The organism is Janthinobacterium sp. BJB304 (assembly GCF_002735765.1).
Classification (GTDB): Bacteria; Pseudomonadota; Gammaproteobacteria; order Burkholderiales; family Burkholderiaceae_D; genus Janthinobacterium.
Genome location: NZ_PDZN01000010.1, coordinates 187,969 through 204,402, shown reverse-complemented (window position 1 = coordinate 204,402; position 16,434 = coordinate 187,969). Strand labels below are relative to the sequence as shown.

The 16,434-nt window shown below is 64.3% G+C and carries 10 protein-coding genes; 6 read left to right on the top strand and 4 right to left on the bottom strand.

Translation table 11 applies throughout. The annotated features are described in order from the left end of the window. Positions 1-216: 216 nt before the first annotated feature. The 6 genes from CSQ95_RS14360 to CSQ95_RS14335 all read left to right on the top strand — a co-directional run bounded on the left by CSQ95_RS14360 (position 217) and on the right by CSQ95_RS14335 (position 11,257). Positions 217-642, top strand: coding sequence for a divergent PAP2 family protein (locus CSQ95_RS14360; protein ID WP_070224702.1), 426 nt, complete (start codon positions 217-219; stop codon positions 640-642). Between the two features lie 238 nt (positions 643-880). Next, positions 881-2,053, top strand: coding sequence for an efflux RND transporter periplasmic adaptor subunit (locus CSQ95_RS14355; RefSeq protein WP_070224701.1), 1,173 nt, complete (start codon positions 881-883; stop codon positions 2,051-2,053). Positions 2,054-2,056: 3 nt separating this feature from the next. After that, entirely contained in the window at positions 2,057-5,278 is a 3,222-nt protein-coding gene (locus CSQ95_RS14350; RefSeq protein WP_070312445.1) for an efflux RND transporter permease subunit, read from the top strand. Positions 5,279-5,460: 182 nt separating this feature from the next. Beyond that, positions 5,461-6,939 (top strand): efflux transporter outer membrane subunit, encoded by a 1,479-nt coding sequence (locus tag CSQ95_RS14345; RefSeq protein WP_099409979.1) that lies wholly within the window; start codon positions 5,461-5,463, stop codon positions 6,937-6,939. 73 nt (positions 6,940-7,012) lie between these two features. Continuing rightward, positions 7,013-8,188 carry an efflux RND transporter periplasmic adaptor subunit gene (locus tag CSQ95_RS14340; RefSeq protein WP_099409978.1) on the top strand — a complete coding sequence of 392 codons (1,176 nt, stop codon included), beginning with the start codon at positions 7,013-7,015 and terminating at the stop codon, positions 8,186-8,188. Positions 8,189-8,197: 9 nt separating this feature from the next. Then, positions 8,198-11,257, top strand: a complete 3,060-nt coding sequence (locus tag CSQ95_RS14335) for an efflux RND transporter permease subunit (protein WP_099409977.1) — start codon at positions 8,198-8,200, stop codon at positions 11,255-11,257. Positions 11,258-11,386: 129 nt separating this feature from the next. Here the strand turns inward: CSQ95_RS14335 and CSQ95_RS14330 are convergent, their stop codons facing one another. The 4 genes from CSQ95_RS14330 to CSQ95_RS14315 form a co-directional block, all read right to left on the bottom strand. Then, on the bottom strand, positions 11,387-11,725 hold the full coding sequence (locus CSQ95_RS14330; protein ID WP_099409976.1) for a hypothetical protein: 339 nt from the start codon (positions 11,723-11,725) through the stop codon (positions 11,387-11,389). A 260-nt stretch (positions 11,726-11,985) separates the two neighbouring features. Further along, on the bottom strand, positions 11,986-12,909 hold the full coding sequence (locus CSQ95_RS14325; protein WP_099409975.1) for an S-adenosyl-l-methionine hydroxide adenosyltransferase family protein: 924 nt from the start codon (positions 12,907-12,909) through the stop codon (positions 11,986-11,988). Positions 12,910-12,927: 18 nt separating this feature from the next. Then, positions 12,928-15,432, bottom strand: a complete 2,505-nt coding sequence (locus tag CSQ95_RS14320) for a TonB-dependent siderophore receptor (protein WP_257218050.1) — start codon at positions 15,430-15,432, stop codon at positions 12,928-12,930. A 112-nt stretch (positions 15,433-15,544) separates the two neighbouring features. Then, positions 15,545-16,423 carry an NAD(P)H-hydrate dehydratase gene (locus CSQ95_RS14315; RefSeq protein ID WP_099409974.1) on the bottom strand — a complete coding sequence of 293 codons (879 nt, stop codon included), beginning with the start codon at positions 16,421-16,423 and terminating at the stop codon, positions 15,545-15,547. Between the last annotated feature and the right edge of the window lie 11 nt (positions 16,424-16,434).

The window sequence follows — 16,434 nt, the reverse complement described above, 5'->3', positions numbered from 1 at the left end:
ATTATCCGCGCCGCTGTGCGCGCCGCGCTCAGTGTTGATATACGTCAATTGTTGTATATGCCATGATTTTATATTAGTTGCCGCCCGGGACGGCGTTTTGTAGACCGGCGACAGACAGTTCTGCTGGCGCGGACGATCTGCGATAATTGCGGCGCGCCCATCCGGCTGCCGCAGTCTCTTGCACACTCTCGACATATATAGAAGAAGGAATACCCCGTGGATATCGCTTACCTCGTCACGCCCCTGATCACCTGGATCCTGGTCGGACCGATCAAATTCCTGATCAACAGTGTCCGCACGCGGCAATGGGCGTTCGGTCTGGTCGGCAATGGCGGCTTTCCTAGCAACCATAGCGCCGTCGTGTCCAGCATGGCCACCCTGATCGCCTTGCGCGAAGGCATAGGCCATCCCGCCTTCGGCGTGGCCGTGACCCTGGCCTTCATCGTCATCATCGACGCCAACAGCCTGCGCCAGCACGTGGGCAAGCAGGCGGCCGCCATCAACCGCCTGGCGGGGGAAGCGGCCAGCCCCGCGCACAAGACCTTGCGCGAGCGCATGGGCCATACCCTGGTGGAAATCGCCGGCGGCCTGTGCACGGGCGTGGCCATCGGTTTCCTGATCAACTACGTGTTTGCCCGCTAAGCACTCGTTTCCTCTAGTCAAAACCCCGCTTCAAGGCGGGGTTTTGCGTTTCAGGGCGCAAAAACTACGTTTCATCCACTGATTAAAGCATTACAGGAAACGGCCGATTGACATGCCCGGATGCGCTCATGGATACTTTGGCGCTTGTGGTTTTAATAAAAATATATGCCTGCCATCGCCTGCAGCCCTATCCGGGCCGCCGGGACGGCCGTGGCGCTATCTATCCGGAGAATTACCCATGTTGCGCAAAACCCTGTTTGTTCTGGCAATTGCTTCTGCCTTGGCCGCCTGTGGCAAAGAGTCCAAAGATCCCGGCAAGGGCGGCAAGGATGGCAAGGAACAGGCGGGCGCTAGCGTCAATCTGCTGGTGTCCCCGGAAGACTTGCTGACCATCCAGAGCAATGCGCTGGCATCGGGCCCCGTCATCACCGGCTCCGTGCAGCCCGAGCGCAACGCGGACTTGCGCGCCGAAGTGTCGGCCGTGGTGATCCAGGTGATGAAGGAAAACGGCGAAATCGTCAAACGGGGCGACGTGCTGGTGCGCCTGGACGAAACGGCCATCCGCGACAGCCTCAATTCGGCCGAGGAAGCCAGCCGCGCCTCGAGCCAGGTGCTGGAGCAGTCCGAACGCATGTTCCAGCGCATGAAAACCCTGCGCGCCTCGGGCATGACGTCGACGCAGGCGCTGGAAGACGCGGAAATCCGCCGCAACAATGCGCAAAGCGATTTGTCCGCCGCGAAGAGCCGCGCCGCCCAGGCGCGCCAGCAGCTGCAGCGCACCCTCGTGCGCGCGCCGTTCGACGGCATCGTGAGCGAGCGCAAGGTATCGAATGGCGATACGGCGCAAATCGGCAAGGAATTGATCAAGGTCATCGATCCGACCAGCATGCGCCTCGAGGGCCTGGTATCGGCCGACAAGATCGGCGTCGTCAAGGTGGGCCAGCCCGTGCTGTTCCGCATCAATGGCTATCCCGGCCAGGATTTCGCGGGCAAGGTGCGCCGCGTCGATCCTGCCGCCAACGCCGTCACGCGCCAGGTGGCCGTGCTCGTCGATTTCAATGACAAGCAACAGCCGCGCGTGGCCGGCCTGTACGCGGAAGGGCGCATCGAGACGGAAACCGTCAGCGCGCTGATGATCCCCGATTCGGCTCTGGTGAAGGCCGGCGACGTCACGTACACGTGGAAAGTCAAGGACAAGGCCTTGCATAAAGTCACACTGCGCATCGGCGCGCGCGACGTGCGCACGGGCCAGTGGGAAGTGCAAAGCGGCCTGGCCAGCGGCGACACCGTGCTGCGTACGCCCGGTTCGACCTTCAAGGATGGGCAGAAAGTGGAATTGACGGCAGCCAAGGCCGTACCGGCAGCCGCCATGGCCAGCAGCAGCGCCGCCGTTGCCGGTAAAGGAAACTAAGCCATGTTCCTTTCCGATTTCAGTATCAAGCGGCCCACCGCCACCATTGTCCTGATCCTGGCGATGATGTGCGTCGGCTTGCTGGCGCTCAAGAAACTGCGCGTCAACCAGAATCCGGACGTCGAAGTGCCGTTCATCGTCGTCAGCATTCCTTACCCTGGCGCATCGCCCGACACGGTCGAGCGAGAAGTGGTGAACCGCCTGGAAAAGTCGCTGCAAAGCATTTCCGGCGTGACCGAAGTCAACAGCGATTCAAATGAAGGTGCGGCCAGCATCTTCCTGAAGTTTTCCTTCAATACCAATTTGATCGAAGCGTCCGACAATATCCGCAATGCGATTGCCGCCGTGCGCTACAAGTTGCCGACGGAAATGCGCGAGCCTATCCTGCAGCGCATCGACCCGGCTGCCGAGCCGATCATGCAGCTGGCGCTGTCGTCGAACTCGCAAAGCCATGCGGAAATTTCGCGCCTGGCCGAAGACGTGCTGTCGGACCGCTTCCGCACCGTCGATGGCGTGGCGCTGGTCAACGTGGGTGGCTCGCTCAAGCGCGAACTGTCCGTGCTGCTGCGGGCGGAAAAATTGCGTGAATACAATGTGTCCGTCAGCGACGTCGTCACCGCCCTGCGCAACCAGAACACGAATGCCCCCGTCGGCAAGGTGCGCGGCACCCTGGACGAGAAAAGCATCCGTCTCGTGGGCCGCATCGAGTCGCCAAGCGACTTCGAGAAAGTAGTGATCAAGCGCCGCGGCGAGGAAATCGTGCGCCTGGCCCAAGTGGCCACCATCGAGGACGGCTTTGCCGAAGTCAACAGCCTGAGCATGCGCAGCGGCAAGCCCAACGTGGGCATTTCGATCACCCGCGTGCGCGACGCTTCCACCGTCAGCGTGGCCAACAAGATCCGCGACATGGTGGCGGACATCAACAAGACCTTGCCAAAAGGCACGATCCTGCAAGTGACGCGCGATGGCGGCGAAAACGCCCAGCATAGCTTGAACAATGTGATCGAATCGCTGGTCCTGGGCGCCGTGCTGACGATTTTCGTCGTCTACGCCTTCCTGAACTCGTGGCGTTCGACCCTGATCACGGCGCTGAGCCTGCCGACGTCCGTGATTGCCGCCTTCATCGCCGTGTGGCTGTGCGGCTTTACCCTGAACTTCATGACCCTGCTGGGCCTGTCGCTGGCCATCGGCGTGCTGATCGATGATGCCATCGTCGTGCGCGAAAACATCGTGCGCCACATGCAGATGGGCAAGGACCGCCGCACGGCCGCGCTGGAAGGTACGGCCGAGATCGGCATGGCAGTGGCCGCCACGACCTTCTCGATCATTGCCGTCTTCATTCCCGTGGCCTTCATGCCGGGGATCTCGGGCGAATGGTTCCGTCCGTTTGCCTTGACGGTGACGTGCTCGGTGCTGGTCAGCCTGGGCATTTCGTTTACGCTCGACCCGATGCTGTCGGCCTACTGGGGCGACCCCGTCGAGGAACACTCGGCGCCGAAAAAAGGCATCGGCCGCGTGCTCGATAAATTCAACCACTGGTTCGATCACCAGGCCGACCGCTATGGCCGCGTGATCGCCTGGGCCCTGCACCACCGCCGCTGGATGGCCTTCATCGCCGTCATCAGCCTGGCGGGCGCCATCGCCCTGCACATCACGCACGGCGGCACGAGTTTCTTGCCTGCATCCGATTCGGGCAATCTGATGATCAATGTGCGCACGCCATCGTCGAGCAGCATCGAGTATTCGCGTCTGAAACTGGAAGCGGCGGCCGTGCTGGCGCGCACCTTGCCTGAAACCAAGGATACCAACAGCTCCATCAATGCGGGCGGCGGCCGCGTGTATGTCGACATCGGCAAGCGCAACACGCGCAAGCGTTCGGCCAAGGAAATCGCCGTCGAGCTGCGCGAGAAGATGTCGCGCCTGGTGGGCGCCGAATACGTGGTGCAGGACGATTTGAGCAACGGTTCGCAAAAGCCGATCCAGGTGGAGTTCACCGGTCCCGATTCGCGTAAACTGATGGAAATTACCAACGCCTACATGGACAAGCTGCGCGCCATTCCCGGCGCCGTTGACGTGGGCCTGTCGGAGCAGGACCCGAAGAACGAGCTGCAGATTGAGCTCAACCGCGGCCTGGCCAACTCGATGGGCATTTCCGTCAATGACGCGGCGCAATCGTTGCGCGTGGCGTTTGCCGGCGTGGAAGTGGGCGACTGGGTCGATCCGACGGGCGAAACGCGCGACGTGGCCGTGCGCCTGCATCCCGACGACCGCGTGGCATCGGAAAACATCGAGCGCCTGCCGATCAGCGTGACGGGCACGTCGCAAATGGTGCCGCTCGACCAGATCGCCACCATTACCATGGGCAAGGGCCCGTCCGGTATCGAGCACAAGAATGGCAAGCGCACGATCACCGTGTCGGCCAATGCGCAGGGCCGTTCGAACGGCGAAGTGACGAGCGATGCCATGAAACTGGCCAACTCCATCGACTTCCCGCCCGGCTACGGCCTGGCGCTGGGCGGCGCTGGCCAGGATCAGCAAGAGCTGTTCACGGAAATGCTGATCGCGCTGGTGATGGGTATCGGCCTGATGTATTTGATCCTGGTGATGCAGTTCGGTTCCTTCACGGCGCCGGTGGCCGTGATGATGTCCTTGCCGCTCAGCCTGATCGGCGTGGTGGTGGCGCTGGTGATCACCAACAACACCCTCAACCTGATGAGTTTTATCGGCATCATCATGCTGATGGGCCTGGTCGCCAAGAACGCCATCCTGCTGCTCGACGCGGCGCGCAAGCGCGAGGAAGAGGGCCATGGCCGCGAAGATGCGCTGATGTATGCGGGCCGCATGCGTCTGCGCCCCATCCTGATGACGACGTTCGCGCTGATCGCCGGCATGTTCCCCGTGGCGCTGGGCCTGGGCGAGGGTGGCGAGTTCTACCGTCCACTGGCGATCGCCATCATCGGCGGCACCATCACTTCGACGATTCTGACCCTGCTGGTCGTGCCGACCTTCTATGACAGCATCGAAATCGCCCGCGATGGCGCCGTGGCCAAGTTCCACCGCCGCGCCGCGCGCATGCCCGTGGTCGTGGCCATGATATTGACCCTGATCGAATGCGTGCTGACCCTGCTGATGGTGCGCTTCGTCTACCGCATGCTGAAGAAGGCCGTGCTGTTCCTGATGGGACGCCGCGCGCCGAAAGCGGCGTCGGTCAGCCTGCAAAAGTAAGTCAGGCAGCCTCGGCTGCGCAATCCTTGTGCCAGGTCAAAGAGCCTTCTTCGGAAGGCTCTTTTTACGTCCGGTGCTCTACAATCGTAGGACGGGTGGGCAGGATCGCCAGCCTGTTATCGCGCTACTTTTGCGATATTTTTCAACGGCAATGTGGCACGGCAACGTAACGGACCAGCACCATGTTCTTCAGCATCCGGCAGCCCATACTCGGCATCCTCATGACATGCCTGCTGGCCGCTTGCGCCGTCGGGCCGGACTTCCGGCCTCCCGCCGCCCCCGGCGGCGACCGCTACACGCCGGCACCGTTGCCGGCGCACACTGTGGCCGCCCCTGGTCCCGCCGGCCAGGCGCAGCGCTTCGTGCCGGGCCAGGATATTCCCGCGCAATGGTGGTCGCTGTTCCAGTCGCCAGCGCTGGACCAGCTCGTGCGCGGCGCCCTCGCGCGCAGTCCGGGCCTGGCGTCGGCCCAGGCGGCCCTGCGCCAGGCCGATGAAAATTACCGCGCCCTGTCCGGCCGCCTGCTGTATCCCGAAGTGGGCGCCCGGCTGGGCGTCAGCCGCGAAAAAAACAGCAGCCTGGAAGGGGCGGGCGGCGTCCTCAATTTGTACAATGCCTCGGTGAATGTGTCGTATGCGCTAGATGTATTTGGCGGCAACAAGCGCCAGCTGGAGGGCTTGCAAGCGCTGGTCGACTATCGGCAGTATCAGCTCGAAGCCGTGTACCTGGCCCTGACGGCCAACCTGGTGACGGCGGCCATCCGCGAAGCGTCGTTGCGCGCCCAGCTGCAGGCCATCGGCGAAATACTCGACGCGCAGCAAAAGCAGCTGGACCTGATCGAGCAGCAATTGCGCTTCGGCGCCATCGGCCGCGCCACGGTGCTGGTCCAGCGCAATACGGTGGCGCAGACGCGGGCCAGCGTGCCGCCACTGGAAAAGGCGCTGGCCCTGACGCGCCACCAGCTGTCCGTGTATGCGGGCAGGCTGCCCAGCGAGCCCGGCATGGCTGAATTCGATCTGGCGTCGCTGCGCCTGCCGCAGGACTTGCCCGTCTCCCTGCCGTCGGCCCTGGTGCGTCAGCGTCCCGACATCCGCGCCAGCGAAGCGCTGCTGCAGCAAGCCAGCGCGCAGATCGGCGTCGCCACGGCAGCCATGTATCCCCAGTTCACCCTGACGGGCAATGCCGGCGCGCTGGCCACCAGCGTTCCCGCGCTGCTGCACGCCAGTTCTGCCGTGTGGGGCGTGGCGGCCGGGCTGGCACAGCCTATTTTCAATGGGGGCGCATTGCGCGCCCAGCGGCGTGCCGCCATCGCCGCCTACGAGGGCGCGGCGGCCGATTACCGCGCCACCGTGCTGGCCGCCTTCCAGAATGTGGCGGACAGCTTGCGCGCCCTCGAGGCCGATGCCGCCGCCTTGCAGCAGCAAGCCGAGGTGGAGGCGCTGGCCAGCGAATCGCTGGCGCTGAGTACGCAGCAATTCAAGCTGGGCGCCATCAGCTACCTGAGCCTGCTGGACGCCCAGCGCACCTACCAGCAGGCCAGGGTGGGGCTGGTGCAGGCGCAGGCGGCCCGCTATGCCGATAGTGCCGCGCTGTTCCAGGCGCTGGGCGGCGGCTGGTGGAACCGTCCTGCGCTGCAGGCCGTTTCCATGGCGGCAGACTGACGGGCTGGCACGGCAAGGTCTTGCAACACGACACGCGCAATGGCAGCCGCAAGCAACAACAAGGAGCGTATCCATGACGAAACGCACGAAACGCATGCTCATCATGCTGGGGGCGGTGGTGCTGTTGATTGCCCTGCTGGCGCTGGGATTTTTCCTGCACATCCGCCAGCTCATGACCAGTTCGCCCAAGCCCACCCCGGAAACGGTGTCGGCGACCATCGTCCGCAAGGTCGAGTGGCAGCCGCACCTGGCGTCGGTGGGGACCCTGGTGGCCGTGCGCGGCGTCGACGTGACGAGCGAAATCGCCGGCCTCGTCAGATCCATCCATTTCAAGTCCGGCCAGGAAGTGGCGGCGGGGCAACTGTTGCTGCAACTGAATGCCGATGCCGACCTGGCGCAGCTGCGCGCGCTGGAGGCGGCCGCGGAACTGGCCGCGTCCGTGCTGGCGCGCGACCGCCAGCAATTTGCCGTGCAGGCGATCAGCCAGGCGCAGGTCGACAACGACGCGGCCGACCTGAAAAGCAAGCAGGCACTGGCGGCCCAGCAGGCGGCACTGGTGGCCAAGAAAACCATCCGCGCGCCGTTCGCGGGCAAACTCGGCATCACCACCGTCAATCCGGGCCAGTACGTGAATCCAGGCGACAAGATCGTTACCTTGCAAACCATCGATCCCATCTATGTGGACTTTTATATTCCGCAAAAGCAGCTGGGCGGGCTGCAGGTGGGACAGGTGCTGAACCTGTCCAGCGATGCGCATGCGAACACGGCGTTTGCGGGCAAGGTCAGCGCCATCAGTTCCAAGGTCGACCCGGCCACGCGCAATGTGCAGGTGGAGGCCACGGTGGCCAATCCCCAGCGGCAGTTGTTGCCGGGCATGTTTGCCAACGTCAAGGTGGAGGTGGGAGAAAAGAAACAGTACCTGACCTTGCCGCAGACGGCGATCACCTACAACCCGTATGGTTCCACCGTCTTCGTCGTGCAGCCGGCGCAGCAGGCGCCCAAGGCCGCCGCGCCGGGCAGCGCCGCTCCCGCCGCCCCACCGCCGAAGGCGGGCGAGCTGGTGGTACGGCAAGTGTTCGTCACGACGGGCGAAACGCGCGGCGACCAGGTGGCCGTGCTGACCGGGCTCACCGAGGGCCAGCAAGTCGTCACCAGCGGACAGATCAAGCTCAAGAACGGCAGTCCCGTGGTGATCAGCAACGTTGTCGAGCCGCGCAACAATCCGCAGCCCACGCCGCAAGAACATTGAGGCGCCGCCATGAACTTCACCGATCTCTTTATCCGCCGGCCCGTGCTGGCGATGGTGGTGAGCCTGCTGCTGGTGGTGCTGGGCTTGCGCTCCCTGTTCAGCCTGCCCATCAACCAGTATCCGAAGACGCAGAACGCCGTCGTGACGATCTCCACCACCTATTACGGCGCCGACGCGCAGACGGTGGCCGGTTTCATCACGCAGCCGCTGGAATCGGCCATTGCCCAGGCGCAGGGCATCGATTACCTGTCCTCGTCGAGCAGCAGCGGCGTGTCGACCATCACGGCCACCTTGCGCCTCAATTACGACGCGAACCGGGCTTTGACGCAAATCAATACCCAAGTCAGTTCCGTGAAAAACCAGCTGCCCGCCCAGGCGCAGACGCCCGTGCTGACGGTGGAAATGGGGCAGACGACGGACGCCATGTACCTGGGCTTTTACAGCAAGACCTTGCCGACGAATAATGTGACGGATTACCTGAGCCGCGTCGTCAAGCCCAAGCTCGATTCCATCAGCGGCGTGCAGACGGCGGAACTGCTGGGCGCGCGCCAGTTCGCGCTGCGCGCCTGGCTCGATACGGACAGGATGGCCGCGTTCGGCGTGACGGCGGCCGAGGTCAGTACGGCCCTGGGCAATAACAATTACCTGGCCGCGCTGGGGTCCAGCAAGGGGCAGATGGTGACCGTTCCCCTGACGGCGGGCACGGACCTGCATTCGGTCGAGGAGTTCAGGAAGCTCGTCGTCAAGCGCAGCGGCGACTCCATCGTGCGGCTGGAAGACCTGGCCACCGTCGTGCTGGGGTCGGAAAACTATGATTTCAACGTGGCTTTCAGCGGCGTGCGCTCCGTCTTCATCGGCATCAAGGTGGCGCCGGAAGCCAATATCCTCGACGTGGCCAAGCGCGTGCGCGCCAGTTTTCCCGATATCCAGTCCCAGCTGCCGGCCGGACTGACGGGGGAGATCGTGTACGACTCGACGTTCTTCATCAATACCTCGATCAAGGAAGTCATCAAGACCCTGGCCGAGGCGCTGCTGATCGTCACCATCGTCATCTATCTGTTCCTGGGCAGCCTGCGGGCCGTGATCGTGCCCGTGATCGCCATGCCGCTGTCCCTGATCGGCACGTTTACGGCCATGCTGGCGCTCGGCTATTCCATCAACTTGCTGACCTTGCTGGCCATCGTGCTGGCCATCGGCCTGGTGGTCGACGACGCCATCATCGTGGTGGAAAACGTGGACCGCCACATGAAGCAGGGTCAGCCGCCGCTGGAAGCGAGCCTGCTGGCGGCGCGCGAACTGGGCAGCCCGATTCTGGCCATGACGGTGGTGCTCATCGCCGTGTACGTGCCCATCGGATTCCAGGGCGGCCTGACGGGCGCGCTGTTCACGGAATTCGCCTTCACCCTGGCCGGCGCCGTGGCCGTGTCGGGCATCGTGGCCCTGACCCTGTCGCCCATGATGTGTTCGCGCTTTTTCCGCCCGGAACAGGATAGCGGCCGCTTCGTGCAAGCCATCGACCGCGTCTTCGGCAAGGTGCACGACACGTACCAGCGCCTGCTGCGTGCGCTGCTCGACACCTGGGTGGTGCTCATCGTCATGGCGGCGCTATTGATGATGGTGCTGGGGCTGATGTTCAAGATGTCGCAGTCCGAGCTGGCGCCCGAGGAAGACCAGGGCGTCGTGCTGTCGCAGGTGGTGGGCGACCCGACGGCCACCTCGGACCAGATGCAGGTGTATGCGGAGCAAATCTACCAGGTGGCCAAGGCCATGCCCGAATACAGCCAGATGTTCCAGATCACGGGCGTGCCGACGGTCAACTCGGGCTTTGGCGGCATGCTGATGACGCCGTGGAACGAGCGCACGCGCAGCGCCAAGGAAGTGCAGCAAGACTTGCAGGCGGGCTGGAACCGGATTGCCGGCGCCCGCGTGGCCGCCTTCCAGTTTCCCGCCTTGCCCGGTTCCTCGGGCTTGCCCGTGCAGTTCGTTATCGCCACCACGGAGCCGTTTGAAAACCTCGATGCCATCGCGCAGCAGGTGCTGGAGAAGGCGCGTTCATCGGGCAAGTTCTATTTCATCGATACGGACCTGAAAATCGACAAGCCGCAAGCGACCGTCGTGATCGACCGCGACAGTGTCGCCGCGCTCGGCATGACGCAGCAGGATGTGGGGCAGGCGCTGGGCGCTGCTCTGGGCGGCAACTACGTCAATTACTTTTCCATCGCCGGGCGTTCGTATAAAGTGATCCCGCAGGTGCTGCAGGTGGACCGCCTGAACCCGTCGGCAGTACTGGGTTTCCACATCAAGACGCCCAGCGGCACGATGATACCGGCCAGCACCGTCGCGCATATCGAGTACGACGTCGTGCCCGAGTCGATCAACCGCTTCCAGCAACTCAATTCCGTGACGCTTTCCGGCGTGTCCGGCGCCTCGCAGGGCGAGGTGCTGGGCTTCATGCGCGACACGCTGGCCCAGGTGGCGCCCAGCGGCTACACGGCCGATTATGCGGGGCAGTCGCGCCAGTTCGTGCAGGAATCGGGCGGCTTCATCGTTACCATGCTGTTTGCCGTGGTGATCGTCTTCCTGGCGCTGGCGGCGCAGTTCGAGAGCTTCCGCGATCCCGTCGTGATCCTCGTTTCCGTGCCGCTGGCCCTGTTTGGCGCCACCATGTTCATCTTCCTCGGCTTTGCGTCGATCAATATCTACACGGAAGTGGGCCTGGTGACCCTGATGGGACTGATCAGCAAGCATGGCATCCTGATCGTGGAAGTGGCCAATCAGCTGCAAAAGACAGGCAAGAGCAAGCGCGAGGCGGTGGAAGAAGCGGCCGCCGTGCGCCTGCGCCCCATCCTGATGACGACGGCCGCCATGGTGTTTGGCGTGCTGCCCCTGGTGATCGCCTCGGGCGCTGGCGCGGCCGGGCGCCACGCGATGGGGTTGGTGATTTTCACGGGCCTGTCCATCGGCACCTTGTTTACCCTGTTCGTGGTGCCGGCCATGTATCTGTTCCTGGCGGCGGACCACCAGGCGCTGAGCGCTCGGGGGGCGGTGAAGGCGGCGCCAGCCCGTTGATGCGCTGCAGCGGGAAGAATTGCTGTGCCGGCAAGACAAAGAGCCTTCGTTGGAAGGCTCTTTGTTGCTGATTCCTGTGCTCGTTGCCGGATTGCGGGGTCGGCCGCCGCAGCGCAGCGGGTGCAGCCTTTAGCTGCTGCGTGGCGGTGGTGTGGTGGTACCGGTCCCTGTGCCGGTGCCGGGCGTGGTGCTATTGGCAGGCGGGGTGGCCGGCGGCGTGGTCGTGCCGTCGGGATTGGTGGTCGTGCCCGGTGCAACGGATGGGGTGGCGGGCGTGGTGGTGTCCGGCGTGGTGATGCCGCTGGTGCCCGAGGTGCCGCTGCCGCCCGTGCCGGGCGTGGTGGCGGGCGTAGCTGGCGTGGCCGGGGCGGTCGTGGTTTCGTTATGTTTGTTGCAGCCGCCCAGCAGCGCGCAGACGATGGCGGTGCCGAGGACAAGCTTGCTGGTGCTAGGGAGTGGGGCCGTCATGATTGTTCCTTTCTCGTTGGAAAGCTGTCGTGGGTGATCCTACCTGCCAGGCGGCCTGCCACAGTGCCGGCAGGCCATCGCAGCAAGGCTGGCATCGCTTGCAAAAAATTAGAGTGGGCAGGTGTGCGCAGGTTCACCGGATTTACAAATCAACGGCTATCGGCAGCAGGATCGGCGATTCGTTTTGATATGGCGCAAACGCGCCACCTGAACGAGAAAGAAAGGGCCAGGACAGGACGTCCCGGCCACGGGCGAGGGCTTTATTTGGCGGCAGGGGCCTTGCTCACTTCCACTTCCCAATCCACGCCTGACTCGACGTGGTGTTTGGCGGCGAAGTCGCCCTGGCTGATGGCCACGGCCACGTCGAGCAGGCTGTTCAGGTAAACCAGCGGCTTGCCTTTGGCGACGCCGCCAAACGTGTGCTCGAACGGCGCCGTGACCTTGGCCACTTGCTTGCCCTTGTGCAAGATGCGCACTTGCAGCGGATCGTGCAGTTTCACCTGCAATTCGTCGAGCAGCGATTTCGGGATATTCGTCCAGACATTGCCATATTTCACATCGAGCACGGGCACGATGCCGCGGATGGTATTGCCGTCGCGCACAGGTTTTTGATACGCGATCTTGACCACGGATGCGCTGGGCAATGACGGGCCCACCTGTTCGTAGGTGATGGCGCCCGAGGCCAGGCGGGCGCCCACGTACGCGTACACGTCGCGGCCATGGAAAGTGTAGGACTCGGCGGAACCCGCCAGACGGTTGACCTGTTCATCGATTTCACGCAGTTCGGCCACGCCGTCGCGCTCGGCGATCAACGTGAACAGGCCGTTGTCCGGACCCACGAAGTAGCGGCCACCCTTGGTTTTCAGCACCACCGACTTGCGCGCCGTGCCCACGCCCGGATCGATGACGGAAACAAACACCGTGCCTTGCGGCCAGTAATTGGCCGTCTGGTACAAACGGTAGGCGCCCAGCCAGATGTCGTAGTCGGGAATCTGGTGGGTCAGGTCCGAAATGGTGAGCTGGGGATCGACGCCATAGGCGACGCCATGCATGGCGGACACGGCGCCGTCGGCCGTGCCGAAGTCCGTCATCAGCACCAGCGGCGCGGCAGCCTGGGCACTGGATAACAGGAGGGCGCTCACGCAGGCACCGGCGACGAGATGGGAGATTCGTTTGATGATCATGATTTATCCTTGTCCGTGTCAGAACGTGTAGCTTAATTTAGCGTAAAAGTACGCGCCGTTCACGCCGATGGGGTTGATGAAATTGTAGGGCAGGGCGCCGCCATACGTGGCGTTGTTCGTTTCCCGCACGCGCTGCGGATAGCGGTCGAGGATGTTGTTGCCGCCCACGCTCACCGTCAGTTGCTTGCTCAGTTTTAATTGCCCTTCCAGGTCCAACGACCACACGGCGCCGAAGCGCTGCGCGGGGATGCCGTCGATCAGGGGCGCATCGCTGTCGTACGAAAAGTCTTTCAGCTCGCCAAAGCGCGTGGCGCGCGCCTGCACGCCCCAGCCTGCCGCCTGCCAGTCGGCACCGAGGATCACTTTGCTGGTGGGCGACGCATGTTTGATACGGAACAAACTCGTCTCCGTCAGCAGGGTCAGACTCGGATCGATGGTAGCCAGCGCGGCGGAACTCTGGCGCTCCTTGTCGAGACTGGTCTTGTTCAGGTTCAGCGCCGCATTCAGGTTCAGCTTGCCTGACGTGAAGGCCAGGTCGTGGTTCAGTACCACGTCCAGGCCTTTGGTACGCGTGTCGAGCAAATTGGCCAGGTAGGCCACGGACTGGATATCACCGCGGCCATTCGCGGCCAGGTAGGCCGTGACGGCGTCGCTTTGCAAGTCGCTCGAACGCGTGATGCGGTCGCGGATGCGGATCACGTAGGCGTCCACCGTCACGCTGGTGGCGGTCGCCGGTTTCCAGGCCAGGCCCAGCGAGACGTTGGCCGATTTTTCCGGTTTCAGCTGTTGTGCACCGAAGTTGCGCGCCAGCGGGTCGCTGGCCGGCAGCAGGGCCGCCGTTTGCAGGGCCGTGCCATCGGCGTTGAAGTTCAAGGTGGCGAAGCGGAAACCCGTCTGCACAAGGGCCGGTGCGCGGAAGCTGTTCGACAGCGAGCCGCGCACAAGAAAATTGTCCGTCACTTTATAGCGCGTGGACAACTTGCCCGTGCTGGCGCTGCCGAAGTCGCTGTAGTCGGAATAGCGGGCGGCGGCGCCCACCAGCAGGCGCGGCGTGAGGTCGCTTTCCACGTCCGCATAGACGGAGCGGATTTGCCGGCTGCCGTCATAGGCGTCCGATGGGCGCAGTCCGGGACCGGCCTGCGCGCCCGGTGGCGCATCGGTGAAGCTGCCGGCCGCATACGAGGCAGGATCGCCGGCCGAGCTGGTGTAGGTTTCGCGCATCCACTCGGCGCCCACGGCCACGCTGAGCGGGGCGGGCAAGCCGATGTCGATGCTGCGCGTGGCATCGATATTCAAGGCATTCTGGCGGAAGTCGAAACCGGCCAGATTGAAACGCGTGGGGCTGGCCGCGCCCAGCGAAGCGTTGACGGAGTGGCTTACGCCGTAGTCAAAGTGGTCGCTGCCGTGGCGTGCGCTGGCGTCCCAGTTCCACGCGCCCGCGCTGCCGCGCACGCCGGCAACGATGCTGAGGTCGCGCTTGTCGCCGTTGGTGACGGGGCGGTAGCCGTGCGGATACAGCGCCGGCACGTTCGACGGGTCGCCCGGATAGCGGAAGTAGGCGCTGCCGTCCGATGTGCGTTCGTTGAGGGTGGCGAACGAGTACAGGTCGAGGCTGTTGGCCAGGGTGAGCTGGGTGTTGTAGAACAGGTAGTTGTTGCGCTGGCGCGAGTCGCCCGACTTGAACACGACCTTGCCGTCGAGCGCCTGGTCGGCCGGCGTGAAGTTGTAGGAAGTCCAGCCCGCGTCGCTGGGGCCGGCCCGTTCCGTGGGCGAGCGGCGCCGCGTTTCAGCGCCGAAGCGGAAGAATCCCGCCTCGCCCAGCGGCACGCCGTAGTCGGCGTTGACGATGACGGTCTGGCCATCCGTCAGGGTTTGATCGGTGGGCTCGAAATGCGTGTGGTTGGCGCCGTAGCTGACGGAGGCGGCGCCGCCCGTGCGCGCCTTTTTCAGCACGATGTTGATGACGCCCGCCACGGCGTCGCTGCCGTACTGAGCGCCGGCGCCGTCGCGCAGGATTTCGATGTGATCGATGGCGTTCGGCGGAATGGCGTTGATGTCGACCGGCACTGTGCCGGAAAAGCTGCTTTCCGTGTCGAGCACGGCGCTCGTGTGGCGGCGCTTGCCGTTGATCAGCACCAGCACCTGGTCGGGCGCCAGGCCCCGCAACTGGATGCCGCGCACGGAGTCCGACGCGCCGCTCGATTCAATGCGCGGGAAGTTGATCGACGGCGACAGGTTTTGCAGGGCCGCGCCCACGTCGCCCGAGGCCAGCGCATTGCTCACTTCGCGCGCGCCGAAGCGGTCGATGGGCACGCTGCTGTCGAACACGGTGCGGTTGCGGGCGCGCGAACCGACGACGGTGACCTGGTCGATGCTGGCGCCGGCTGGCGTGGCGGCACTCGTGACCGTGTCATCAGCTTGGGCCCAGGCGGGTGCAGCGCCCAGCATGGCGCAGGCCAGCACGATGGCGCGCAGCGGCGTGGCGGGAAGGGAAGGCGTGGCGGATGAATGGCGCGGATACAAGGCGGTGTCCTTTGGGCTCGATTAGTGTTAGTACGGAAACAGTTGCAATGAGCTTAAGGGAGGTGGCGGTGTGCGCTAACGATTCTTTCTGGATATGCTTATGCTGTTGTTTTTATGCCGCCAGATTGCGCAGCAGGGCGGGAATCTCGGCCGGGATTTCGCGCGCCAGGTAGCCGAGGATGCCGAAGCGCAGGGCCAGTTGCTCGCCCGCCAGCGCATGCAGGGCGATGCCCCAGGCGCACGCTTGCTCCAACGGTGCGCCGCGCGCGGCCAGGCCCGTGATGATGCCGGCCAGAGTGTCGCCGGAACCGGAAATGGCCAGGCCGATATTGCCGCCCGCATGCGTCCAGCTGTTGCCATCGGGCATGGCGATGACGGTCAGCGCGCCCTTCAGCGCGACGATGGCATGCCAGCGCCGCGCCGCCTCCATGGCGCAGGCATGCGGGTCGGCCAGCACGGCATCTTTGGTCACGCCCATCAGCTGGGCCAGCTCGCCCGCGTGCGGCGTCAGCAGCACGGGCTGCTCAAAATGAAACTGCGACGGCTGGCGCACGACCTGCATGGCGCAGGCGTCGAGGATCAGCCGGCTGCCGGCAAACAGAGGCAGCAGGTGGCGCATCAGCTCGCAACTGGCGGCCGTGTCGCACATGCCTGGCCCGACGAGCACCGCGTCCACCTTGCCGGCCAGCGGCACCAGCTGGTGGCGCGCCTCGTGGCGGAAGCCGCCCTGCGCCGTTTCGTCCAGGCCGATGACCCGCGCCTCGGGCATGGCGACGGCCACTTGCGCCGCCACCGACGCGCCCGTCGCCAGGGTCAGCTTGCCTGCGCCCGCGCGCAGGGCGGCCGTGGCTGCCAGCACAATGGCGCCCGGCATTTCTTCCGAGCCGGCGACGATCAGCAGATGGCCGCGCACTTCCTTGTCCCCGTCGGGCTGGGGCATGGGCAGGGGCCAGGAGCGCAGCAGGGAGGGGGTGATGTCGATGGCGTCCATGGATGACCTCC